This window comes from Streptomyces sp. NBC_00873, assembly GCF_045207415.1.
GTDB lineage: Bacteria > Actinomycetota > Actinomycetes > Streptomycetales > Streptomycetaceae > Streptomyces.
Genome location: NZ_CP108804.1, coordinates 26,976 through 49,073 on the forward strand (window position 1 = coordinate 26,976; position 22,098 = coordinate 49,073).

The following is a 22,098-nucleotide window of genomic DNA, read 5'->3' on the forward strand; positions in this document are numbered from 1 at the left end:
CCGGTTCTTCATGGGAGAGATCAGCACGTGACCGTTGAGTCCACGTCCCGTTCCGCCAGCACCCTCAAGCACCCGCACACGTGGGTTGTTGCAGCCGAAATCGTCGTCGACGACTCCGTGGCACGCGTCGCCGACTTCCGCGGCTCCTTCCGCACGAAGACCGAGCAGCGGATCGACGCTCTGGATACCTACTGCCGCGCCTGCCGCCGCCCGTTCGCGGACGTCTCCAAGAGCGACTGCGCCGCGGGGGTCGACAACCGGCACCTGATCGGCGGGGACCAGAGCGTCCGAGCCAAGCGCAAGACGCACGAAAGGCAGTCATGGGATCGAATGACAACACCGCGTCGCCCGCCGAAGAGGCGACCGAGACCACTAGCGTCAGGGCGGTGAATACCGACACGATCGCCGCCCCCGAGGCCGACGCCGAACGGCTCCGCAACGCTCTGGTCGACCAGATCCGCGCGGACGGGCACGCCCGCACGCCCGCTGTCGAGACCGCGCTGCGCACCGTGCCCCGCCACGCGTTCGTGCCCGAGGCCTCGCTTGAGGAGGCGTACGCCAACGCGCCGGTGAACATCAAGTACGACACCGACGGCACGTCGATCTCCTGCGCCTCCCAGCCGGGCGTCGTCGCCCTCATGCTGGACCAGCTTGAGGCCCAGCCCGGCGAGCGCATTCTCGAACTCGGTGCCGGCACCGGCTACAACGCCGCTCTGCTCGCTCACCTGGTCGGCGACAGCGGACACGTCACCACCATCGACGTCGACGACGACCTCGTGGAGGGTGCCCGCGCGCACCTGGCTGCCGCCGGTATCACCAACGTCGAGGCACTGGCCCGCGACGGGGCCGTCGGCCACGCTGCGGGTGCACCGTACGACCGGATCATCGCCACCGTCGGCGCGCACGGCGTCCCGCACGCCTGGCTCGACCAGCTCGCCCCCGGCGGCCGGCTCGTGGTCCCCCAGCGCCTCAAGGGAAGCGTGTCCCGCTCCATCACCTACGAGCAGCACGGCGGCCGATGGGTGTCCCTCGGCAGCGAGATGAACACGTTCATGCCGCTGCGGAGGGGCCTCGCCGACGATGACCGTCGCGTCGTCCCGCTCAGCGCGGACGGCACCGTACGGCTCCAGGCTCCCGCCGGGCAGCACATCGACGCCGACGCCCTGGCCGGCGTCCTGCACCAGTCGCGCACCGAGGAGTGGACCGGCGTGATGGTCCGCGCCATGGAGTCGCCGGAGTGGATGGAGCTGTTCGTCTCCTGCAGTCTGCCGTCCGGCCTGATCCGGATGCTGTTCCCGCAGACCGCCAAGGGAACACTGCTCACCGAGGACCCCTACCCCTCGTCGACCGCGGCGGTCGACAAGGGAGCCGTCACCTACCTCGCCCGCCGCCTGTCGGAGAAGACCACCGACGAGGGCGGCAAGCTCTGGGAGTTCGGCGTCATCGGTCACGGCCCCGGCAGTGACAAGCTGGCCACCCGGGTCGCCGAGGCGATCCGCACCTGGGACCGCGACCACCGCGACCGGGAAGCCACATTCGAGCTCCAGCCCCTGGACGCCGCACCCGCCGAGACCGGCCCCGGCCGCTTCGTCCTCGACACTCCGATCAACCGCGTCGTCGTCGACTGGCAGTGACACCGATCCGAACGTGACAAGACGGTGCCCGCCGCCCATGCCGGCGGGCACCGCCCGTTCGACACCCGCCCATCACGTCGCCCCCGGGGGAACTCATGGATCCGCACGGCCCGATAGCGAAACGATTCCCGCTCGTCGCCCGATTCCGCCCCGCCTGCCTGCCATTACCCGCCCGCGTGCACGCTCTCGTCGACCTGGCCGACACGGCCGAGGCGAAAGGCGACCAGGGGATGGGCTCGGCCGTCTACAACCAGGCCGCCCTCATCGCCTCCGATGTCGGCCTTCCCGAACTGGCTCGCGAGATACCCAACGGCTTGGTGAACTGTCTCATCAGACCCTGCTGGCCTGGCTCGCCCAGCGTCGCATCACCTGGCCGAAGACTCCCAACCGGCACGTATTGATCAACGCGAAGTCGGCCCTGGGAACCGGGCCTGTCAGTGCCGAATACCTCAAGCGGCACCTGCTGCACCAGGGCGTCTACCTCGAACGCATCCGCGGCGACCGGGTACTGCACGAAGCACTGACCGTCGGCGCCGACCCGCTCCATCTCGCCCTGGTCTTCAACCTGTCCCACACGACCGCGAGCCGCTACGCGACCATCGCCCAGAACCTGCTCGACGACCAGTCTGATGAGGCTCTTTGATTTTGGCTCTGACCGCAGTTCCGTGAATGATCTTATGGAGGCGGATCGTGTGCTGCCGTCTCTGCATCGCTTCTCGGATCAGTCGGATGCCTGTAGCTCTGCGCGTCCCAGCATGTCGGCGAGGGGAGTGCCGGTTCGTGCTGCTGCGATTCGGCGGGCGCGCAGCTGAGCTCGTGTGCGGGGACGGAACTTGGGTTCCTTGCCGCAGCCGCACGGTTCTCGGCCTTCGTAACGCAGTCCGGCGTTGAGAACCGCGGCCACGACGGTCCACGCCTTGGTGTCCCGACGCCGTGGTGCCGCGAAGTCGTGGCCGGCACAAACCATTGGTTCTGAGCATCGAGGGCATCGGTGCTCGCCGGGACTGGGATGCCGCTTGTACGCGACGCGGCAGAGCACGCACGCGTAATGCAGCTTGTAGGGCTTTTCGGCGTAGTAGCACACGAGATGAACGTACCCGGCAGCGTGGCGGCTGGCGAGATGGTTTTCGTGGCCCAGATCATGGCTGGTGAGGATCCGTTTCGGAGATCGGCATCAGATGAACAGACCGCCGAGAGCGAATAACTATCCTGCCGATTGAGAGGCGACGAACGCACCGCACTTTCGAGCCTGCCTGCCGAAGACGCCGTGGGTTCCCGGTGAAATCCCCTCAGTCACGCTGAACTCACGGCCGACGTGCCGGTAAGAACCGTGCCACCAGCCGCAAACCACGGAACCCGCCCGGCGCGCGGGAGCGGCGGGAAGGGATGGCCGAGGAGCGGCTTTTGCCGGTGGGGCGGTCGTCTTCAGCGTGGCGGTGTGTCTCAGACCATAGCCACCCCCTCGCCCGTCCTCTCCCTCTCGAATGGCGCGCTGACCGGGCACGACCGGTTCGGCTGGTACGTCGACCGGGTGCGGGAGGGCATCGCGCCCTTCACGCTCACCAGTCCGCACGCTCGCGGTCGGAGCCGAGCTGGATCTCCCGTCCCTGCCAGCGCTCCCGAAGCCAGCGGTCGTGGCTGGCCAGCACGATCGCGCCGGGGCCGGTGCCCAGCGCCGCCTCCAGCTCGTCGCACAGGCGCGGCGACAGGTGGTTGGTGGGTTCGTCGAGCAGCAGCAACTGCGGCGGTCGCGCCACCAGCAGCGCCAGCGCGAGCCGCCGGCGCTGTCCGACCGAGAGCCGGCCGACCGGCTTGTCCAGGTCCGCCTCGTGCATCAGACCCAGCGAGCCCAGCGGCACCGCCTCGGCCCGCTCGGCACCCAGCGCCAGCTCATAGGTGTCCCGGACGGACCGGTCCGGCCGGTCGAAAACGGTGTTCTGGGCGAGCAGTCCCACGGTCAGTCCGCGCCGCCGCCGCACCTCGCCCTCGGGTGCGAGCCGCCCGGCGAGCACGGCCAGCAGAGTCGACTTCCCGGCCCCGTTCCCACCGGTGACCAGCAGACGGTCCGTCGCCGACACCTCCGCACTCACCGCTGCGAGCCGGCCCGGCACCCGTACGTCATCCAGGGACACCAGCGGACCGTCGCCCTCCGCCGCCGGTGCGGCGAGCGCCGTGCTCTCGAACCGCGGCGGCTTCGGCGGCTCGCCGACCTGGGAGCGCTCCAGCTCCTCCAGGCGGCGGGTGGCGTTGCGCACCCGCCGGGAGATCTGGCTCTGGACCCGGCCGGCGCGGTGGCCGTAGCCCATCTTCTCGTTGTCACGCGGCCCCCGGTCCTGTGCGACGCGGTGCGCGGTGACCCCGGCGGAGACCCGTAGCGCCGCCCGTACCTTCTGTTCCTCGGCCCAGCGCCGCTCCCAGCGTTCCCGCTCGACACGTTTCTCGGCCAGGTAGGCGCTGTAGTTGCCGCCATAGCGGACCGGGCCGTCCATCGCGGGGTCGAGGTCGATCAGGTCCGTGCACACGGCGTCCAGAAAGGCCCGGTCGTGGCTGGCCACCACGACGCCCCCGGGCAGGGTGCGCACCTGCTCCTCGACGAAGGCGGCGGCACGGTCGTCGAGATGGTTGGTCGGTTCGTCCAGCAGGAGCGCGGAGGGCCGCCGGACCAGCAGCGCGGCCAGCGCGAGCCGGCCGCGCTGCCCGCCGGACAGCGACCCGAGCGTCCGATCGTGTCCGAAGGCGCCGAGGCCGAGGCCATCGAGCACGAGCGCGGCACGCTGGTCGGCGTCCCAGTCCTCCCGCTCCTGGGCCTGTTCGAGCCGGACGCCGTACGCGTCGAGCAGGCCGGCGTACTCGGGCGCGTCCTGCGCGGTCCGCGCGAGCTGCTCGGTGAGACGTTCCAGTTCGGCGAGGTCCTCCCTGGCCTCGCGCAGGGCGTCGTCGAGTACGTCGGCGATCGTCACATCGGCGTCGTATGGCATCTCCTGCTGAAGAAAGCCCAGATCGGGCGGGACCGAGACGCTGCCGGCGTCAGGCTCGTCCCTCCCGGCCAGCAGGCGCAGCAGGGTCGACTTGCCGACGCCGTTCTCCCCGATCAGCCCGATGCGGTGCCCGGGCGAGGCTGTCAGGGAGACACCGTCGAGCACCCGTCGGTCGCCGAGTGTGCGGACGAGGTCGTGGGCGAGCAGAGCGGGCTGAAGCATGGGATCCGTCCAACGTGATCGGTGCTCAGCCCGCGGGGCGGCATGCCTCGGACACGGGCCAGGTCGACACGCTGGCGGCTCACACCTCAGGGGCCCCCGTCTCCTTCAGCTCACCGTCGGCCAGCCGCAGCCACCGGTTCACGCCGATCGCGCGCAGGAACCGCTCGTCGTGGCTGACCACTACGAAGGCCCCCCGGTAGGAGTTCAGGGCGCTCTCCAACTGGCCCGCGCTGACCAGGTCGAGGTTGTTCGTCGGCTCGTCCAGGAGCAACAGGTGCGGAGCCGGTTCCGCGCACAGCACACAGGCCAGGGTGGCGCGCAGCCGCTCGCCTCCGGAGAGCACCCCGACGGGCAGATGGGCGCGAGGCCCCCGGAAGAGGAAGCGGGCGAGCAGGTTCATCCGCTCGGCCTCCGGCCGCTGTGGGGCGTAGTCGGCGAAGTTCTCGGCGACCGTACGGTCCAGGTCCAGCAGGTCGAGGCGCTGCGAGAGGTAGGCGATGCGGCCGTCGGCCCGCTTGATCTCGCCGCTCTGTGGTGTCAGGTCACCGTTGAGCAGACGCAGCAGCGTGCTCTTGCCCACACCGTTGGGACCGGTCAGCGCGATGCGCTCCGGGCCCCGGACGGTCAGATCGACGCCCTGGTCGGCGAACACGTCCTTGTCGCCGAGGTGGACGCGGAGCTGCTCGCCGAGGAACAGGTTGCGTCCGGCGGGCACATTGGTGTCCGGCAGGTCCAGCGTGATGCGCTGCTCCTCGCGCAGCGCACGCCCGGCCTCGTCCAGCCGGGTCTTCGCCTCGCTGACCCGGCTGGCGTGCATCTGGCCCGCCCGGCCCGCGGACTCCTGCGCGCCCCGCTTCATGTTGCCGGCGAAGATACGGGGCAGACCGGCGCTCTTCAGGTTGCGAGCAGCATTGCTCTGCCGGCGTTCGGCGCGCTCGCGAGCCTGCTGCATCTCCCGCTTCTCCCGCTTCAGCTCCTGCTCGGCATTGCGGACGTTCTTCTCGGCGACTTCCTGCTCGGCCTGCACGGCCTCCTCGTACTCGGTGAAGTTGCCGCCGTAGAAGCGCAGTTCGCCGCGGTCGAGTTCGGCGATGCATTCCATGCGGTCGAGCAGGGCGCGGTCGTGACTGACCAGGAGCAGGCAGCCGTTGAAGTCCTCCAGCACGTCGTAGAGCTTGTGCCGGGCGTCGAGGTCGAGGTTGTTGGTGGGCTCGTCGAGCAGCAGCACGTCGGGCCGCTTCAGCAACTGGGCGGCGAGACCGAGGGAGATGACCTGGCCGCCGCTGAGGGTGCTCAGGCTGCGGTCCAGGGTGAGGTCGGCCAGGCCGAGGCGGTCGAGCTGGGCGCGGGTGCGTTCCTCGATGTCCCAGTCATCGCCGATGGTGGTGAAGTGCTTCTCGTCGACGTCCCCGGACTCCACGGCGTCGATGGCCTGGATGACCGCGGCGATGCCCAGCACCTCGGCGACCGTGAGGTCGCCGGTCAGGGGGAGGCTCTGCGGGAGGTAGCCGAGGGCGCCGGCCGCGGAGACCGACCCGTTGCCAGGCCGCAGTTCACCGGCGATGAGCTTGAGCAGCGTGCTCTTGCCGGTGCCGTTGGGCGCGACGAGGCCGGTGCTGCCGGAGCCGACGGTGAAGGACAGGTCCTGGAAGACGGGAGTGTCGTCGGGCCAGGTGAAGGACAGGTTCGAGCAGACGATGGAGGCGTCGGACATGGAGGTGACCTCGTGGGAAAGGGGCATGGAAGACACTTCTGCCCCGGCAGCAGACAGGGGAAAGAGGGGACGACAGAGAGACCACGTCGGCGGCGCTTCCACGCACCGGCCGGTGGCCTGTCGGGTCCGGGTATCACCCGGAGATGTCGTCGTCCACCACCATGTCTGGGCTCCTCAACAAACGATCAACGTCTCTACCAGACTAACAGCAGGGGCGTGGGACCGGAGACACGACGGGGTCACCCGGTCGGGAACCCCGCGGCCGCAGACGGAAGAGCACGACCGCTACACGACCAACGAGCATCACAAGTGACCCGCAACGGAATTGGCCAGCAGGATCGGTGACACGGTTCTTACCGGCACCCCAACGGCGGGGGACGCTCCGAGCGCCACGGATCCGAACTATGCTCCGTCGTCGCGGCCCGCTGCGGGGACCCGAGCGGAGCATGGGAATCGCGGCGAACACGCAGCGTCCCTCGTCGGGCAAGACGCCGTCGGCCGGACCGAAGTGGAAGCAGGTCGACGGGGGTCTCGGCACGTGGAGCGTGAACACGCGTCACGTCCAGTTGAAGAACTGGGTGTTCGACGGGGACAGTCCAACGGCGAACCTGTCGTTCGAGGCGTGGACCACCACTGAGGGCGGCGCTCCTTTGGAGAGGGTGAAGCTGACCGACGCCAACTCGTACGGCGTGATCGTCTCTCCCTATGTGCCGTCCAATACTGCGGTGACCGTGACGGTGGCGCCTGGCCGTCTGAAGCCGAACGTCGACTACGTGTTCCGCACGTCTGCGTATGACGGGTCGCTGTACGAGACGGAGTGGTCGCCGTGGGCGCGGCTGCGTATCGAGCTTCCGGTGGACCTGGCGCTGCCTGCGCCGGACTACGACGCTCAGCGGCCGTCGTTCGTGACGGATTCATGAAGCAGATGCGCATCATGGACAAGGACGCCTACTGGCTCGACACCCGCATGACCGGGCGGTGCGACCACACCGACGCGTTCGGTTCGCCGGTCAACCCGGTGATCTGCACAATGACCGCGAAGTAGCCGTCTCCGGATAGCAGTCGGCGTGGGCTCCTCCTTGGGGCCCGCGCCGTTTCGCGTCTCAGAGCTGCGGGACCGGCAGCAGGACGAGCGGAAGCGTTCCGGCTTCCACCGCGGCCCGGTCGATCGTGAGGCCACAGTAGTCGCCTACGCCGGCGAACACGCGGGCCGGGATGTCGCGGTGGTGCTCCTCGAAGTACCGCGACGCCTCCTCCTGGGTGTGCACGCCGTCGTAGGCGGTGGGGAAGACGGCCCCGGCAGCATGCAGGGCGGTGTCGAGCTTCGAGTTCCGGCCGGTTTTCTCGGTGAACTCGGCCTGCCAGGTGCGGCCGTCGTCGCCCGGGGCGTGCAGGATCCGGGAGGGGCCCGGCCCGAGATTCAGGGTGAGACAGATGATCTCCTCGCCGACGAGGGGATCCATCTCCGGTACCTCGCGGTAGCCGAGGGACCAGGTGGCGGCCCACGTGTCCTCCAGGACGTACAGCCAGCCGCCGCAGGTGCCGTACATGGCGCGGCTGACGTCCCCCATGTCTGGGGGTATGGCGAGCTCGTGGCGCTCCTTGTACAGGTCCCCGCATTCGAGCTGCTCAGGATCTGCGCCGAGCCGGACGAGGAACTCTTCCGTGTCCACGCCGCGGGCCGTCGTCAGGGAAATGCCGCGGAGCATCCCCGGCATACGGCCTTTCGCGTCCTGGTAGGCGTGCTCGCCGATCCACCGTAGACCTGAACCGTGTTGATCGCTCATACGATCAATGTACAAAGCGGTCGCCCACATCAGGTCTTGCGGTGCCGTCCCCGGCCCGGAGCCATCGGCGACCGGCCGGGAACAGGCGGGGAGGCCCTGGAGTTTGATCGAGAACGCGCTGACCAGCTTGGTTAGTGTCGCGCGGCTCGTTCACAGGCTCTCAGCGGTTGACCTGCGCCATCAGTTCACGATTCGCAGCGCGGGCGGCTTCGAGGTCCTCGTCGCGTTCGGCGAGTTCGCCGCGCAGATCGAGGATCTGTTGTTCCAACTCGGTGGTGCGGCGTGTGAGCGTCTCGATGTCGGCTGGGGCGCCGAGGCCGGAGGATTCCCAGACTGTCTGGCCCAGGGCCTCGGACAGGCGCCGTTCGAGTCTGGTGATGTGTGCGGCCAGTCTCCCGTTGTGGGCCGTGAGGTTCGCGACGTCGGCCAGCAGCGACTTGCGGCTGACCTGCGGTCCGGCGGTCGTGCCGGGCGGGGGTTCGCCCGCGCGGGCGATGACCGAAATGGGCAGCCGTGGCCGCCGGCCTTGACGTTGCTCGGCTCGACGCAGATGCCGTAGGGGACGGCTCCTGGAGCACGAGCACGCCCGCCTGCGGATCGGCCGGGAAGCCGCGATGAGGCCCCAAGTAGCTCTGCGTAGTGTTCCGACTCCTTGGCATCCGGCCACGGAGCCCGCGCAAGAACCCGTTTGGCGGACCACCGCGACCACTGCTACGTTTCCGGAGGCCGTGCTAGAGAACGAGGAGGTGGTACCCGTGAACGCAGTATCGACATGGGTGCTCCCCTCCGGGGTCACGGTCGGGCGATAGGTCGTCCGGGAGCGCCATTCATGAGCACTCCCGAAAGGCACGACCATGCACTTCACTTCTGAACAGCGCCTCGACGACGGCGTCCTCGAGCGCGAATTCACCCTCGGCGAGATCCCCGGCATCCTGTGGACGCCCGCATCCACATCCGCACCGGCGCCGCTGATCCTGCTCGGCCACCCCCCGCTCGGACTGCACAAGATGTACCCCCGACTGGTGGCCCGGGCCCGGCACGCCGTGGCGGATGGCTTCGCCGCAGCCACCATCGAGCTCCCCGGAAGCGGCGACCGGCCCCGTTGGGCCGCCGCCGAGCAGGCCCGCGCTGACCTGCGCCAGGCTATGGAAGCCGGCGAGCCGGTCAGCGACGAGATCATCGACGCCCTCATCCTCCCGCTCGTCGACAAGGCGGTCCCGGAATGGCAGGCCGCCCTGGACGCCCTCCTGTCGCTGCCCGAGATCGGCGGCCCGGTCGGGTACTCGGGGGGAGTGATCTCCATCGGCGTTCGCCTTGCGGTGGTCGAGCCGCGCATCGTGGCCGCCGGATTCTTCGCCGGGAGTTTCGTGCCTCGCGCCATGTTCGAGGAGGCCCGCCAGGTCACCATTCCGCTGCACGTCCTGCTGCAGTGGGACGACGAAGGGAACGACCGGCAGGCGGCCCTGGACCTGTTCGACGCCTTCGGCTCCAAGGAGAAGTCCCTCCACGCCAATATGGGCGGGCACACCGGCGTCCCGCAGTTCGCGGGGGACGCCGCGGCCCAGTTCTTCACCCGGCACCTGAAGTGAGGCCATATGACCGGCTCGACCCAGCCTCCGGAGATCACCCCGGACACGACGGCCCCAGCCGAGCATGAGCGCTTCGCGGAGTACCTGCACGCGCTGGCGATGGTCTCCGACGCTGAGGAGACCGCATTGGTGGCCGCGGTCCTCGGTGATCCTGATCAGGTGATGGCACAGTCCGCGGTGGTTCGACACCTGGACGCACGGGCGGCGACCCTGCACCGAGACCCGGAATTCTGCACCTGGGCCCGGAGGATGGCAGCTGCCGTCGACCTGCACCCATTCGCCGCCCAACGGTTGCGAGAGTGGTCGTTGATCAGCGCTATCGCGTTGAACGCGGCCTGGGGCCCCCACGAGCTGGTTGCCGCGTCGGACTGGTCGCAACGCAAGGTTGCCGAGAGCACGACATCCTTCGAGGCTCTGGCGATCCTCGCTCAGTCCGGACGAACACGACGAGTGCGCAACACAGCCAGCGCCCGCAGCCTACGAGGGAATAGTGCACGGTCGGAATAACTCCCTCCCGCCAGTAGTCCAAGGAATGCGCTCCGGCTGCTGCCCCTCCCGATCCATCGCGCGATCCTCTGATCAGCGCACACGAAGTGGCCCGGCCCCGGGGAAAACCCGGGGCCGGGCCACTTTTTGCGTTGGAGGGTAGGCGTGTCAGGGCGCTGTTCTCACAGCCCCTTGCGTCCAGAGTCGACTGCCGGACGTCCACTTCGAAGGGTGCTAACGCCGTTAGCACCCGCAGCAGCTAACGTGGGATCAGCGCAGAATTCGCGTGTTGCGGGCCATGAAAGGTGATCGGCGGCAGTAAGCTGCCGCCATGTCATCTCCGAACCCAGGAGGTGAGCGGGAGAAGCTGGTCTCCAAGCTGCCCGCTCATCTCCGACAGGCCCTCAAAGTCCGAGCAGCCCAGCTCTCCGTCGACGTTCAGGACGCCGTCACCGGCGGCATCCAGACCTGGCAAGCTCAAGCGGAGCCACTCCCCCAGGTTGAGACTGCTGGCGCCGAGTCCTTCGGCACCTGGCTCCCCGAGGGGCTCTACGACTCCTTCAAGAGTGACTGCCGTGTCCGCGGCGTCTCCTACATCCAGGGTCTCGCCCAAGCCGTCGCGCTGTGGCTGGAGCAGAACCCGGCGAACGCCGACAGCAGGACGGTCCGGCGTCTGGTGGTCTGTAACCAGAAGGGCGGCGTCGGCAAGACCGCCGTTTCAGCAGGGATCGCCCAGGCCTTCGCCGAACAAGGCAGCCGCGTACTGCTGGTGGACTTCGACCCACAAGGGCACCTCTCACACCAACTCGGACTCAAAGCCATCCCCGCCGGCCAGGAAAGCCTGGTCACCCACATGCTCAACCGTGACGACACCAAGCACCCCCTGATCGACCTCACCGTCGTCATAGAGGGTGCACGCTTCGGCGACCGACTCCGCATCCTGCCCGCCGCATTCGACGCCTTCCTCCTCGACTCCGGCCTCACGGTCTTCCGCGGCCCCCGCCACGCCGCCCTCGAACGCGCTCTTGCCCCCGTCGAAGAGCACTTCGATGTCATCGTCATCGACTCGCCGCCCAGCCTCGGCCTGGCCATGGACGCCGGACTCGTCTACGGCCGCCAACGCGACGGCGAAAAGCCCGGCGCCTCCGGCCTCGTCATCCCCGTCGAAGCGGAAGACACCTCCGCCCAGGCATACGGCATGCTCATCAACCAGGTCGGATCACTGACCCGGGACTACGACATCGACGTCGAACAGCTCGGACTAGTCGTGAACAAATACGACTCCCGACGCGGCTTCATCGCCACCTCCTCCCTCGACAAATGGAAGGCACTCGGCACCCCACCCGTGCTCTCCGTCATCCCGGACGTCAAGGAACAGCGCGAAGCCGTCCGAGTCCAAAGACCCCTCCTCGACTACGCACCCGAGTCCGACCAAGCCCACAGCATGCGGCAGATCATGCGGGAACTGGCATGAAGAAGGCAGAATCCCTCGGCGCATCCGCCACCTTCGACGCCGTCGCCCACCCCATCAGCAGCCGCGCCGCCTCCTTCGCGCGCTACGCCGGACACGGCGAAGACGCCGCCCCAGCCGCCATCAGCGAAGGCCCCGCACCGTCACCGAGGCTGCCTGTCGCGCAGATCGCCCACAATCCGTTCAACCCCCGGGAAGAACTCAAAGCGGTCGAAGACATGGCTGACAGCCTCACCGCACGAGGCGTCATCCAGCCCCTCACCGTGGTGACCCGAGCGGCCTTCCTCAGCGCACATCCCGGGCACGAAGGCGATCTCGGGCCGGCCGCGTACGTCGTCGTCGACGGAAACCGCCGTCTCGCCGGAGCCAACATGGCCGGCCTCGACGACGTACCTGTTCACATCGATGACTCCCTCGCGGAGAACGCCGACACTCTTCTGGAGACCGCTCTCACCGCTGCAGTCCAGCACGAAAACCTCGACCCGCTGGATGAGGCCAAGGCGCTGCAGCGCCTCGTGGAAGTCCACGGCTCGCAGCGCGCGGTCGCCCGATCCCTTGGCAAATCCAGCCCCTGGGTCACCCAGAGGATCGCTCTGCTGAAGCTCACCCCCGAGCTCCAAGAGGCAGTCGAGAACAAGAGCCTTCCGGTCGAGGTAGCCCGCAACGTTGGCCAACTGCCGGCGCAGCAACAACAGCGCGCCGCAGCCGAAGCCCTGACTGCCCGGGCCGAACGCAAGTCGCGGAGGCGCGGTGGGGGTGCTAACGCCGTTAGCACCCCCACCGGCGCCCCAACCACTGGCTGTGGTGCTAACGCCGTTAGCACCACAGCCAGTACAGAGGGGAGGGCAAGCGACACACAGACCGCGCCAGGCGTATTCCGAGAATCAGGTGGACCCGAGGCTGCTGTTGGTCTGGACCTTCCTGCGCCCAGCAAGAAGGTCATCAAGATGCCCTGGCTGGACGGAGAGAAGGTAGCCGACATCGTGATTGAAAAGATGGGGGAGGAGCAGCGCGAAATCCTCCTGAAGAGACTGATCGCCGCCCGTAAGACAACCGGAGAGTAGATCCACATCAAGCCATCCGGCTGCCCGGGACTCAAGTACCTCACGCAGGCTTGATAGCCCGCCACGACCCCGACTTCCCGAAGCTGCCCACGGCTGTCCGCACCGCATGGACGACCGCCGCTACGCCGCCACAGTTTATGGGTAGCCGGGCCGCACGATGGTGGCGCGCCCGCACCGGCCGCCGGATGACACACCCCTGACAGCTGCTCTTTGTGTCGAACTGGCAAGGCCGTGCTGCCAGCTTCTCTCGGTTACGCCGCGACGAACCGGCAGCGTTCGATCTCGTTCACGAGTGGAATCGGGCCGACCCGCCCGGTGCCGGCTCGGGAGGGAAGTCGGCACCGGGATCGGACGCTCAGGGGTTCCCGCGGTAGCCGTCGACAGTGATGTTCGTGACGGTCGCCCCCAACGGATCAGCGAAGTAGTCGGGGTCGGCCAGCGCGATCGTGATCGGCGTGATCCGCTGCGATCGGTACCGAAGGCCGTCCACTGCTCCGGCAGCCAGCTGCGCTCCAGTGGCCATCACGGACGTCTCACCGAGGGTGATCCGGTAGTTTATGTCCGCCTTGAACGTGCCGGACACGGTGACCCTGGCCGCGTTCCAACCGCTGTTGCCATCCTGGCCGGCCAGCCACCCGGTCACGGAGGACGCATTGCGGCCGCCGTTGATGGGTGAGAGTCGGCTGGTCAGAGAACCGGCGGCGATCGAGAAGTGCCGGTCCGCGCTGACGGCGGTGCCGGCCGGCTGCACGAGCGGCGCACCGTCCGTGTGCACCTTGATGACCGACAGGTCGGCATCGGTCGGCTGAGCCGGCAGGGTGATCACCAGATCGTTGCCGTCCATCCGGTACGGCAGTTGGTCAGCCGTGCCGTCCACCGTGACGTCGAGGATCGTGCTGGCCAAACCGGGCAGCCTGATGTCGCCACCGCCGTTCGGCCAGCTGCTCACGCCGAGGTAGACCGCGTTGCCCTTGATCGTGCTGTCGCCCCAGGACATCCGGCCGTAGAGCGTCGGCCGGGCACCCTCGACGGCGTTGGGGTGGCGTGCATTCCAGGCGCCGATTCCGGCCATCACGCCGGCCTGGAAGTCGTCGATGGCACCGTTGCCCTGCGGTCCGACGTTCAACAGGTAGTTGCCGCCGCCCGATGTCACGGTGAACAGGGACCTGACCTGCTGTGTGGTCTTGGACGCCTTGGAGGCGTCGGAGCGATCGGTGCTCGGCCAGGTGCAGTAGCCCCAGCACATCGGGAAGATCGAGTAGGCAGACTGCCACGGCGCCTGCAGCTGCCTGGCCGGCACCGAGTTGTCGCCGCCGACCTCGAAGTCGCCCTTGTTGTTCCAGACCCGGGAGTTGACCATGGTCTGTGGCTGCAACTGGTGCACCGTCGCCGCCATCTCCGCGCTCTGTGCGGCGGTCGGCTTGCCCATGTCGAACCACAGTTCGTCGAGCTGCCCGTACTTCGTCAGCAACTCGGTCAGCTGCGACTTGATGTACGGCATCATCGAGTCGGGAATCGGGTTGAGGTTCTGGTACGGCTCGGGGGTCTGCAACGTCCAGTCGATGATGGAGAAGTACAGACCGAAGCCCATGCCCTGAGCGCGACAGGCGGTGCTCAGCTCCTTGATCGGATCACGGCCGAACGGTGTCTGAGCGACGACGTTGTAGTCGGTGGTCGCGGTGTCCCACATGGCGAAGCCGTCGTGGTGCTTCGACGTGAGCACCAAGTACTTGGCACCCGCCGCCTTGGCGGTAGCGCACCACTGGGCAGCGTCGAACTTGTCGGCGGTGAACTGGTGCGCGCTGGCCAGGTAGTCGGAGGTCGGGATGTTCATCCACGCCTTGATCTGCTCCGGGTAGCCGATGGTCTGCTGCACCCCGTTGTAGTAGCCACCGTAGGAGGAGAACATGCCCCAGTGCACGAACATGCCGAACTGGAGCTTCTCCCAGTTCGCGATGTTCGTGTCGGTGCTCAGCGGGATCGCTGCGGGGTAGGCATCGATGGGCTTGGGGGCTGGATTGGCCTGGGCCGGGCTGCCAGCGGCCAGAGCACAACCGGCCACGAGGGCGGCTGTCGCGAACGCCGCCTTCAAACTTCTGGTCAAACCGGTGACTTGGGGGTGCATCGTCACTGTCCTTCCGCTGCTTCCGCAGCCGTGTGTGAGTGGGATCTCCTGGCATCCGACTGAACACTCAGACATCGGTTCTATAGATCTTGAGGCTGCCTAATGAAGCCTGTCAAGGGCGCTTGCAGCGAAAAAGGGCTGAAATCATCGGAGGTATATCGGCATGGGGGGCAGCCTCATGAGAGGCCAAATGCCCCGCCCACGAGGCCAGTGGCATGTGGGGCCGCTTCGACCCCAACCGTGAGGGCGGCGGCTGGCACGCCTTCACCACCGACCCGTTCCAGCACAGCCTGGGCTGGTCGGTACGTCACCACCCCGACCACGGCCGGACCGTGCTGTTGATGAGCGACGACGACACCTCCTCCCTGCACAGCCAGTGGTCCCAGGACCAGCTGCTGTTCCGCGCCGGCGGCTTCTGGTGGGACGGCACGACCTGGTACCGGCCCGGACAGGTCTGGGATCCCGTCGCGTAGGACCACGAGCGGCGCAAGTCGGCGCCGCCGTCACGGTCAGCGCCGCCTACATGCTCGACGGCCGCGCCGACCCTGTAGGTGCCGAGAACCACATCCGTGCTGCTCACTCTGCATGTTGGTACTTGTGCAGGATGCCGCCGAGGCGGTCGCGTCGGTGGACGTCAAGGTGGACAAGCCGGTCGGGTTCGGTGATCGGTTCGGGCAGCGGGCGCAGGGGTGCGGCGCCGGCGAGGGTGCGGTGCGGGCGGTGCGCGTTGTAGGACGCAAGAAGGGCTGGCATGCGCCTCGCGGAGGATTTGCACGGCATTCAGCACGAGGGCGAGCGCTTCTACGAGATGCCCTTCGATACCGCTCTCACAATCGTAAGGGTGGCAGCGGAGACAGCTCGACGAGGAGACCGCGCGGTACGAGCGGATGGGCCACCCCAGGCCCTACACGATCCCCTGACCGCACCGGCCCGGTAGTTCACGATCGAGGAGCGCACCGTCCCGGCCCCCGCCGGCACCCAGCTGCACGGCATCAATGTCGAGGGCCTGTCCTCCTACAGCGTCTGGTCGCGCGGCGACATGCGCATGGGCACCTTCGACAGCCACCGCGGGCTGCCGTTCGCCAACGTCCACACCGACATCACCGTCGACAACAACGGCCGCCACGGCGGCGACGCCATCGCCGGCCCGCTGTTCGGCGTGCGCTTCGCCCACTGGAACATCCGCGTGACCAACGGCCGCGCCGGCCTGATGAAGATCGACGGCCTGGCCCCGTACTCCGCCACCGTCGGCATCAGCACGGTCACCGAGTTCGACCAGATCGACGTCCCCGACTTCACCGGCGACCTGCACTCCCGGCTGGAGCTGTACGGCACCACGGACGTCGTGCGCCCGCGCAACCTGTACGACGCCCAGCGGGACCGGCACTTCGGGCCCCGAATATCCGACTGACCTTTCCTGAGCGCCTGCTAGCGTGGACGACCGGCTCGTTCCGCACCGGGACCACACCGGTCTCCCACCGACGAAGAGGCAGTGCATGCGCGCAGGCAGATCCGGCTCCGCGGTCGTACTCGCGGGAACCCTCGCCCTGGGGACGTTCACCGCGCCGACCGCGGAGGCGGCGGACACCGGCATCACCGTGTCGAACCTGGTCCTCAACAACGGCAAGCCCATCATCGTGGGCACCAGCGCCGAGGTCACCCCCGACTTCGCGTTCCGGAAGACCTGGCCGTCCGGGGTCAAGGCGGGGGACGCGAACACGTACCCCTTCCTGTACCGCGGCACCACGGCCGCCAAGGGCTACGAGGGCGACGACGGCATTCACATGAGCTACGTCATCACCTACTCCGACTACTCGCCCTCCCAGTGCGACGGCGAGCTGTACATCGACCCGCGCTACACCCTGGACTCCAACAGCGACGCCACGACCTGGAAGATCGGGGTCATGGCCCGTATCTGGAAGAACGGCCAGCCCAAGAGCACGGAGTACCTGACCGGCTTCGGCACGGTCCGGGTCAAGCGCGCGGCGAAGGTCACCGTCAATGCCTCCCCGGAGCCCGTCGCCAAGGGCAAGACGCTCACCGTGACCGGCACGATCACCCGCGCCGACTGGGTGCGGCACAAGTACACGGGCTTCGGCGGCAAGTCGGCCAAGCTCCAGTTCCGCAAGGCCGGCACCAGCACCTACACCACGGTCAAGATCGTGAAGGCGAACTCGGCCGGTACCCTGAAGACCACGGTCACCGCCTCCGCCGACGGCTACTGGCGCTGGACCTTCGGCGAGACGGACACGACCGGCGGGGCGACCGCGGCCGGCGACTACGTCGACGTCAAGTGAGCGGCTACGACGTTCCGCGCACGCCCGCCCGGTAGCGTCCCGGCGGCACGCCCACCAACCGGCCGAAGTGCCGGGTGAGATGGGCCTGGTCGTAGAAGCCGCTGGCCGCCGCCACCTCGCCCGGCGCCCGTCCCTCCAGCAGCAGGCGCCGGGCCCGGCCGACCCGCCGGGACATCAGGTACTGGTGCGGGGCGATGCCGTACGCCCTGCTGAACACCCGTACCAGATGGGCGGGATGGGCGTGCAGCAGCACGGCGGCGGTGTCGAGGGCCAGACCCTCGACGACGTGCTCGTAAGGGTGGCAGCGGAGACTGGTCTGCTGAAGGGCTCCACGTCAGACGTAGACGCTCTGGAGCCCACACCAGAGTCCAGCTAGGCTCTGCCAGTCCGAGCTCCACATCCGTTCGGGTTACGCCCTTCGGACCACCGCCCCGGCAGACTCGCCAGCTACTACGCCGCCCACTCCAGCCCGAGGGCGTCAAGCAGTACACCTACGCGTACGTCGACAGCCAAGGCGTACGGCGTGAGTGCACGGGCTCGGACGGGGGAGCCGAGCGGGCCGAGATCACGTACGACCCCGTGGACCCCGATACCGCCATGGTCGGTCGCCGTACGACGGGATGGTTCGTGCTCGGTGCGGTGCTCATCCTGCTGACGGGCTCTGTGCTGTTGGCCAGTGTCGCGTTCGCGGTGGTGGGGGTGGTGGCGCTGGCCATCTGATCCTGTGCCGGGAGCCCGTAGGAAATGCCTTCCGGACACTCTCTGTTGTGGGGTGGCGGCCAGATCATCCGAATCAGCGGCCTGCGAAGTACGAGGCTAGGGACGCCGACTACCTCTGCTGCGCGACGGGTGATCCGAACGAGCCCTATAGGCCCGTCAGTCCTTGGCGGCGCCGACGCCGAGGGCGACACCCTGCCGCTCAGCAGGGCCCGGCCTGACCCTCACCGCATACACCGCCGCGCCCGGCACCCCCGACCACGATGCCCTGCAGCTCCTCGCCAGCTGGGCCGCCACCGAGAACACCCCGCACACGGGCAGCCATGGCCCCGCCGACCGGCAGAACCGGCGAACACGGTGCTGTGATCGCCCAGCGCCTGATGCGCGAGTTCTGCGGGAGCCCCCGAGGTGATCACGTTTCCCCAGGTCGCCGTTGGTTCGTTCAAGATCCAGTGGAGTTCCCGTTGCCGAGGGCCCAAGCCTCGATGTCGCGGTAGTGGATCGGTCCGCGGCTACGGCCGACGTTGCTGCCGACCAGGTGCAGACGTTCGGCAGGCCATCGGCGGCCGGTGAATCCGGCGAGCCCTTCGGCGATTTCTCCTGCCGAGGATCGGTCTCCTCGGCGGGCACGGGCCAACGTCAGATGTGGGCGCAGGGGCCGGTCCTCAAAGGCGACACCGCAGCTCTTGACCGCGGTACGCACATCGGCGGCGAGCATGTGCAGCTCATCGAGGTCTCCGTCGATTCCGCTCCACAGCACCCGGTCGTCGAAGTTTCCGCTGCCGCGTAGTGCCAAACGGAGTGGTGGGTGGTCCGCTGCGAGGCTGGCGAGAGGCGGGCGCAGGAGCGGGACTGTCTCGGCCGGTAGCTCCCCGAGGAACGCCAGGGTGATGTGCCAGTCCTCGATGCGGTTCCACCGTATGTGAGGGTGCGTGTCATAGGCGGGGCGCAGCTCCCGGGCTAGTTCTTCTTTCGCGTGGTCGGGCGGGGCGAGGGCGATGAACACGCGAACGGTCGCGGGCTGAGTCTGATCGTTCACACCGGACTTCGTACCGCACCCGGGTAGTGGACGCGGCGGCCGGCCCAGGTATTGCGGGAGAGGCGCTCGCGGTTGCGATGCCGAGGAAGCCACTTCTGGCGGGCGGCGACACTGCCGGGCCGCTGGAACCACAGGCCAGGGAACCGGGACGGGCATGCCAGCCTGCGTTGGGGCTGCGTTCCGCCGGTCGGGGCGGCAGCGTCGAAGAGCTCCTGGACGACGGACAGCATCAAACTCTGTTCATAACTTCGGCTCGTACCACCAGCCCGGCCCCTCCGGCAGCACCGGTACGGCACGGGCCAGCGCCACGCCGATCGGGAGTTCCACGCCCTCATGCTGCGACCAGGCACTGATCACAGTGCGCCGAGCGCAGTGTCCGGCCGGCACACCTCGCAGGCCGGAGCCCCGTCGCTGAGAGCCGCGAGTGCCTGCTCCCGACTGATGGTCCGCAGCCGCTTTCCGGCGGCGAAACAGTCGCCACGGTGGACCTCGGACTGCAGGGTGCCGACACCGATGTCGTCGATGCCCCAGTCCGGGGAACGCGGACGCCGCTCCTTACTACGCCGCTCCTCGACCCGCGGCTTCCCCTGCTCGCGCTTCTCCCTCGCCCACTGCTCCTCCTGCTGATGCCCCTGCCGCTCCTGGGCCTTGAGCTGCTGGATCCGGCCCCGGGTCTGGCGCAGCTGCCAGTCCAGCCACTCCTCGAGGGCCTGGAGCTTGTCGAGGCGGGATATCGACCCGGGGTCGGACATGGCTACGCCGCCTCGTCCGCGGCTTCGTGGGCGTGCTTGAGGGCCATCCGGGCGTCCACCACTGCGCCCTCGAGGGTGGTCCAGTACGGGTGCGTGGCCACCTGGGCGCTCAGCCGGCGCAGCTTCTCCTGGAAGCCGGCGACCTCCGCGGCCTGCTTCTCTGTGTACCCGGGGCTGTCGGCCTTGCCGGAGCGGAAGCTGGTGTACGGCTGTTTCTCGCTCTCCCAGCCGGGCATCGGCTCTGCCGACCACGGGAGCGTGGTGGCGTACTGCTCGTATGCGGCGCGGGTCTGGTGGAGCGCGAGCTGGGCGTCGCGCAGATCCTCGGGAAAGTCGTACGTGGACACACGGGAATAGTACGTGTGTTCGATTCCATTAGGCGAGTGCTTCGCCGACCTTGGTCAGTACGCCGTCGAGTCTGGCTGCTGCGTCTTCCGGATGACGCGGCAGCGTACGAGGGCGGCGATGTCGGCGGCGTCACGGGGGCCGGCGAAGTTCACCCGAGCTGGGACGGCCGGTGGGCTCGATGGGCGGGACCGCCCGCGGCGCGGGCAGCAGCGGCGCCTCCCGCCCCTGGCGGTGAACGAGTCCGTCGTAGCCGCACTCCGCGCAGGGAAGCCGTCGTAACCCGAGGCCGCCAGGGCGGCCGCGTACAAGGCCGAGCAACAGCGCCTGGCTGAGGAGAAGGAGCCCGAGCTTGAGGCCCGGCGCCCGGTCTGCACCGGCTGCGGCACGAGGTTCACCGACATCCGGAGGGAGGCCGTCCAGCTCACCGACTGGGGCTAGTGAGCCCGCCAAACGGTGGAGTCCACCGACACCGTCCAGCCCACGTCGTCACCAGCGTCCGCCGACGCCAGGACCGCGGCAAGGATCCGTTCCCACGTGCCGTCCACGGCCCACCTGATCAAGCGTTTGTGCGCAGTTTGGAACGACCCGAGTTCATCGGGCAGGTCCCGCCAGGGCGAGCACGTGCGGTACTTCGACGGATTTTGGAGGACACGAACAGGCCCCCGCCAACCGTGCGATGAGCTGGCTATCTGATGACAAGTCGGATCAACGACACGATTCCGCAGGAGGTAGGCGAGTGGCGAGTTCAACCGATAGGCTGCGCCTGGCGCCAGACGACCACTCAGAAATGGGATCGGCCGGACGGGGTCACCAAGACAACAGGAAAGCCCCCGCAGTACTCCAGATGTTTGCCGCATCTGGTGCGGGGGCCGACCGACACCACAGTCCTCTACTAAAAGAAGGTGCCAGTTCTATGGTGAAGCGTACCCGGACACCCGGGCTATCAGACAGTGGGACTCAGCAGTCCGCCGTGAAGATCACACCGGCGACACACCGCACAGGCCCTGTCACCACTTACCCACGCCACGCGATGAGCAGCCCAGCCGAGCCCTCCTCGGCCCTGACCGTCAACGCGACCGCGCACCGACCCAGCCGCAGGTCACCGTCAGAGAACCTCTGCAAGTTCCGCGGCTCGCTCGCGGAGCGCTGCCCTGCATGGCTGGAGCACCGCACCAAGAAGACCTTCCGAGTTGAGGGCTGGGAGAACAACGGCTGGACGATGACGTCCGGCACCCAACCCCTCCCCCGAGGCCGAGCTGCGCGTGGAACAGCTCAAGGCCCGCTTCCCCAGACCCGATGCGAGTTGTCGCCGAGACGACCAGCTACATGGTCATGCGCACCGCATCGGCACAGACCTCACCCAACAAGGGAGATCAGGTGACGTAGCGACGTTCTGAGCGGGAGATCCTGGGCCCCCTGGCGGGGGCACTTCCTCTACCGCCGGCCGCTGGTGTTGGCGCACCGTGCGCGGCCACTTCATACGGCTCGGTTTGGCGACCGAGCCAAGGCCCGAACTCTCAGATCCGGTTTGGCGACCGGGCCCGAGGCTTCGAGCGACTTTCAGGTTCAGGCGAACCACTTACGAAGACCCCACCGGGGCTTTCGCGTACGTCCACAACAAGGAGGACGGGTACATAGTGCAGCACCGCGCCCCTACTTGTCAGCTCCCGCGCGCCCGGATGGGCGATTCGCGGCAAAAGTCACCCACCATCGGCGGCATCCCGCGCCAGCAAACGTCTGGCGACACGATCACCCCGCACGCCGTGCTCGAACGTACGTGCGAGTACAGTGCGAGGCAGGTCACCCTGGTCCGCGGTGCCTCGCAAGAGGTCGCTCACACCGCATCGCGCCGGAGCGGCCCGCGTCGGTGGCTTC

General features: G+C 68.1%; 20 protein-coding genes and 5 pseudogenes. 14 read left to right on the plus strand and 11 right to left on the minus strand.

The genetic code is table 11. The annotated features are described in order from the left end of the window. Positions 1-305 precede the first annotated feature (305 nt). Both fxlM and OH809_RS43865 read left to right on the plus strand, forming a co-directional pair. Positions 306-1,634: pseudogene (fxlM, locus tag OH809_RS43860) on the plus strand (methyltransferase, FxLD system); the annotation flags it as partial. Between the two features lie 397 nt (positions 1,635-2,031). Next, positions 2,032-2,277 (plus strand): hypothetical protein, encoded by a 246-nt coding sequence (locus OH809_RS43865; protein ID WP_331743795.1) that lies wholly within the window; start codon positions 2,032-2,034, stop codon positions 2,275-2,277. Between the two features lie 916 nt (positions 2,278-3,193). Here the strand turns inward: OH809_RS43865 and OH809_RS43870 are convergent. Together OH809_RS43870 and abc-f are read right to left on the minus strand one after the other, a co-directional pair. Beyond that, entirely contained in the window at positions 3,194-4,834 is a 1,641-nt protein-coding gene (locus OH809_RS43870; protein ID WP_331743798.1) for an ABC-F family ATP-binding cassette domain-containing protein, read from the minus strand. A gap of 79 nt (positions 4,835-4,913) precedes the next feature. Next, the gene (abc-f, locus tag OH809_RS43875; RefSeq protein ID WP_331744028.1) at positions 4,914-6,548 is read right to left on the minus strand and encodes a ribosomal protection-like ABC-F family protein; all 1,635 of its coding nucleotides are present in this window, start codon (positions 6,546-6,548) and stop codon (positions 4,914-4,916) included. Positions 6,549-6,994: 446 nt separating this feature from the next. Between abc-f and OH809_RS43880 the strand changes: the two genes are divergently transcribed. After that, positions 6,995-7,468 carry a hypothetical protein gene (locus OH809_RS43880; protein WP_331743800.1) on the plus strand — a complete coding sequence of 158 codons (474 nt, stop codon included), beginning with the start codon at positions 6,995-6,997 and terminating at the stop codon, positions 7,466-7,468. Next, positions 7,465-7,593, plus strand: a complete 129-nt coding sequence (locus OH809_RS43885; protein WP_331743803.1) for a hypothetical protein — start codon at positions 7,465-7,467, stop codon at positions 7,591-7,593. The genes OH809_RS43880 and OH809_RS43885 overlap by 4 nt, the downstream gene beginning before the upstream one ends. 58 nt (positions 7,594-7,651) lie before the next feature. Here the strand turns inward: OH809_RS43885 and OH809_RS43890 are convergent, their stop codons facing one another. Next, complete coding sequence (locus tag OH809_RS43890) at positions 7,652-8,335, minus strand: hypothetical protein (RefSeq protein ID WP_331743806.1); 684 nt, start codon at positions 8,333-8,335, stop codon at positions 7,652-7,654. Between the two features lie 103 nt (positions 8,336-8,438). Here OH809_RS43890 and OH809_RS43895 point away from each other — a divergent pair, with 103 nt between their 5' ends. From OH809_RS43895 to OH809_RS43915, 5 genes are all read left to right on the plus strand, one after another. Beyond that, positions 8,439-8,894 (plus strand): hypothetical protein, encoded by a 456-nt coding sequence (locus OH809_RS43895; RefSeq protein WP_331743809.1) that lies wholly within the window; start codon positions 8,439-8,441, stop codon positions 8,892-8,894. Positions 8,895-9,189: 295 nt separating this feature from the next. Then, positions 9,190-9,924 (plus strand): alpha/beta hydrolase, encoded by a 735-nt coding sequence (locus OH809_RS43900; protein WP_331743813.1) that lies wholly within the window; start codon positions 9,190-9,192, stop codon positions 9,922-9,924. A gap of 6 nt (positions 9,925-9,930) precedes the next feature. Continuing rightward, positions 9,931-10,431, plus strand: coding sequence for a hypothetical protein (locus OH809_RS43905; protein WP_331743816.1), 501 nt, complete (start codon positions 9,931-9,933; stop codon positions 10,429-10,431). Between the two features lie 310 nt (positions 10,432-10,741). Further along, positions 10,742-11,884: a ParA family protein gene (locus OH809_RS43910; protein WP_331743819.1), complete on the plus strand. Its 1,143-nt coding sequence runs from the start codon at positions 10,742-10,744 to the stop codon at positions 11,882-11,884. Then, complete coding sequence (locus OH809_RS43915) at positions 11,881-12,945, plus strand: ParB/RepB/Spo0J family partition protein (protein WP_331743822.1); 1,065 nt, start codon at positions 11,881-11,883, stop codon at positions 12,943-12,945. Before OH809_RS43910 ends, OH809_RS43915 begins: the two co-directional genes overlap by 4 nt. 355 nt (positions 12,946-13,300) lie before the next feature. Here OH809_RS43915 and OH809_RS43920 read toward each other — a convergent pair whose 3' ends face one another. Next, positions 13,301-15,070: an alpha-L-fucosidase gene (locus OH809_RS43920; RefSeq protein ID WP_331743825.1), complete on the minus strand. Its 1,770-nt coding sequence runs from the start codon at positions 15,068-15,070 to the stop codon at positions 13,301-13,303. Between the two features lie 215 nt (positions 15,071-15,285). Here OH809_RS43920 and OH809_RS43925 point away from each other — a divergent pair, with 215 nt between their 5' ends. After that, positions 15,286-15,543: a hypothetical protein gene (locus OH809_RS43925; RefSeq protein WP_331743828.1), complete on the plus strand. Its 258-nt coding sequence runs from the start codon at positions 15,286-15,288 to the stop codon at positions 15,541-15,543. Positions 15,544-15,646: 103 nt separating this feature from the next. Here OH809_RS43925 and OH809_RS43930 read toward each other — a convergent pair whose 3' ends face one another. Then, positions 15,647-15,823: a hypothetical protein gene (locus tag OH809_RS43930; RefSeq protein WP_331743830.1), complete on the minus strand. Its 177-nt coding sequence runs from the start codon at positions 15,821-15,823 to the stop codon at positions 15,647-15,649. A 184-nt stretch (positions 15,824-16,007) separates the two neighbouring features. On the opposite strand from OH809_RS43930, the pseudogene OH809_RS43935 reads away from it, so the two are divergent. After that, positions 16,008-16,481 (plus strand): annotated as a pseudogene (locus tag OH809_RS43935) (hypothetical protein); the annotation flags it as partial. Between the two features lie 85 nt (positions 16,482-16,566). Beyond that, positions 16,567-17,367, plus strand: a complete 801-nt coding sequence (locus OH809_RS43940; RefSeq protein ID WP_331743833.1) for a hypothetical protein — start codon at positions 16,567-16,569, stop codon at positions 17,365-17,367. Positions 17,368-17,371: 4 nt separating this feature from the next. Here the strand turns inward: OH809_RS43940 and OH809_RS43945 are convergent. Next, positions 17,372-17,659, minus strand: a pseudogene (locus OH809_RS43945) (helix-turn-helix transcriptional regulator); the annotation flags it as partial. Positions 17,660-17,946: 287 nt separating this feature from the next. Between OH809_RS43945 and OH809_RS43950 the strand changes: the two are divergent. Beyond that, the gene (locus tag OH809_RS43950; RefSeq protein ID WP_331743836.1) at positions 17,947-18,087 is read left to right on the plus strand and encodes a hypothetical protein; all 141 of its coding nucleotides are present in this window, start codon (positions 17,947-17,949) and stop codon (positions 18,085-18,087) included. Positions 18,088-18,289: 202 nt separating this feature from the next. Further along, positions 18,290-18,496 (plus strand): annotated as a pseudogene (locus OH809_RS43955) (hypothetical protein); the annotation flags it as partial. Positions 18,497-18,526: 30 nt separating this feature from the next. On the opposite strand, the gene thpR reads toward OH809_RS43955, so the two are convergent. The 5 genes and pseudogenes from thpR to OH809_RS43980 form a co-directional block, all read right to left on the minus strand. Continuing rightward, positions 18,527-19,123 (minus strand): RNA 2',3'-cyclic phosphodiesterase, encoded by a 597-nt coding sequence (gene thpR, locus OH809_RS43960; protein WP_331743839.1) that lies wholly within the window; start codon positions 19,121-19,123, stop codon positions 18,527-18,529. Continuing rightward, positions 19,120-19,356, minus strand: a complete 237-nt coding sequence (locus OH809_RS43965; protein ID WP_406425567.1) for a hypothetical protein — start codon at positions 19,354-19,356, stop codon at positions 19,120-19,122. The genes thpR and OH809_RS43965 overlap by 4 nt, the downstream gene beginning before the upstream one ends. 120 nt (positions 19,357-19,476) lie before the next feature. Continuing rightward, positions 19,477-19,875 carry a DUF6233 domain-containing protein gene (locus OH809_RS43970; protein ID WP_331743842.1) on the minus strand — a complete coding sequence of 133 codons (399 nt, stop codon included), beginning with the start codon at positions 19,873-19,875 and terminating at the stop codon, positions 19,477-19,479. Positions 19,876-19,877: 2 nt separating this feature from the next. Beyond that, positions 19,878-20,222 carry a hypothetical protein gene (locus OH809_RS43975; RefSeq protein WP_331743845.1) on the minus strand — a complete coding sequence of 115 codons (345 nt, stop codon included), beginning with the start codon at positions 20,220-20,222 and terminating at the stop codon, positions 19,878-19,880. A 438-nt stretch (positions 20,223-20,660) separates the two neighbouring features. Then, positions 20,661-20,855: pseudogene (locus tag OH809_RS43980) on the minus strand (transposase); the annotation flags it as partial. Between the last annotated feature and the right edge of the window lie 1,243 nt (positions 20,856-22,098).

Coding starts and splice junctions, on each gene's coding strand:
- OH809_RS43885 (WP_331743803.1), top strand. CDS start 7,465: ATGAAGCAGATGCGCATCATGGACAAGGACGCCTACTGGCTCGACACC.
- OH809_RS43970 (WP_331743842.1), bottom strand. CDS start 19,875: ATGTCCGACCCCGGGTCGATATCCCGCCTCGACAAGCTCCAGGCCCTC.
- OH809_RS43910 (WP_331743819.1), top strand. CDS start 10,742: ATGTCATCTCCGAACCCAGGAGGTGAGCGGGAGAAGCTGGTCTCCAAG.
- OH809_RS43915 (WP_331743822.1), top strand. CDS start 11,881: ATGAAGAAGGCAGAATCCCTCGGCGCATCCGCCACCTTCGACGCCGTC.
- OH809_RS43905 (WP_331743816.1), top strand. CDS start 9,931: ATGACCGGCTCGACCCAGCCTCCGGAGATCACCCCGGACACGACGGCC.
- abc-f (WP_331744028.1), bottom strand. CDS start 6,548: ATGTCCGACGCCTCCATCGTCTGCTCGAACCTGTCCTTCACCTGGCCC.
- OH809_RS43940 (WP_331743833.1), top strand. CDS start 16,567: ATGCGCGCAGGCAGATCCGGCTCCGCGGTCGTACTCGCGGGAACCCTC.
- OH809_RS43890 (WP_331743806.1), bottom strand. CDS start 8,335: ATGAGCGATCAACACGGTTCAGGTCTACGGTGGATCGGCGAGCACGCC.
- OH809_RS43870 (WP_331743798.1), bottom strand. CDS start 4,834: ATGCTTCAGCCCGCTCTGCTCGCCCACGACCTCGTCCGCACACTCGGC.
- OH809_RS43920 (WP_331743825.1), bottom strand. CDS start 15,070: ATGCACCCCCAAGTCACCGGTTTGACCAGAAGTTTGAAGGCGGCGTTC.
- OH809_RS43930 (WP_331743830.1), bottom strand. CDS start 15,823: ATGCCAGCCCTTCTTGCGTCCTACAACGCGCACCGCCCGCACCGCACC.
- OH809_RS43900 (WP_331743813.1), top strand. CDS start 9,190: ATGCACTTCACTTCTGAACAGCGCCTCGACGACGGCGTCCTCGAGCGC.
- OH809_RS43925 (WP_331743828.1), top strand. CDS start 15,286: ATGTGGGGCCGCTTCGACCCCAACCGTGAGGGCGGCGGCTGGCACGCC.
- OH809_RS43880 (WP_331743800.1), top strand. CDS start 6,995: ATGGGAATCGCGGCGAACACGCAGCGTCCCTCGTCGGGCAAGACGCCG.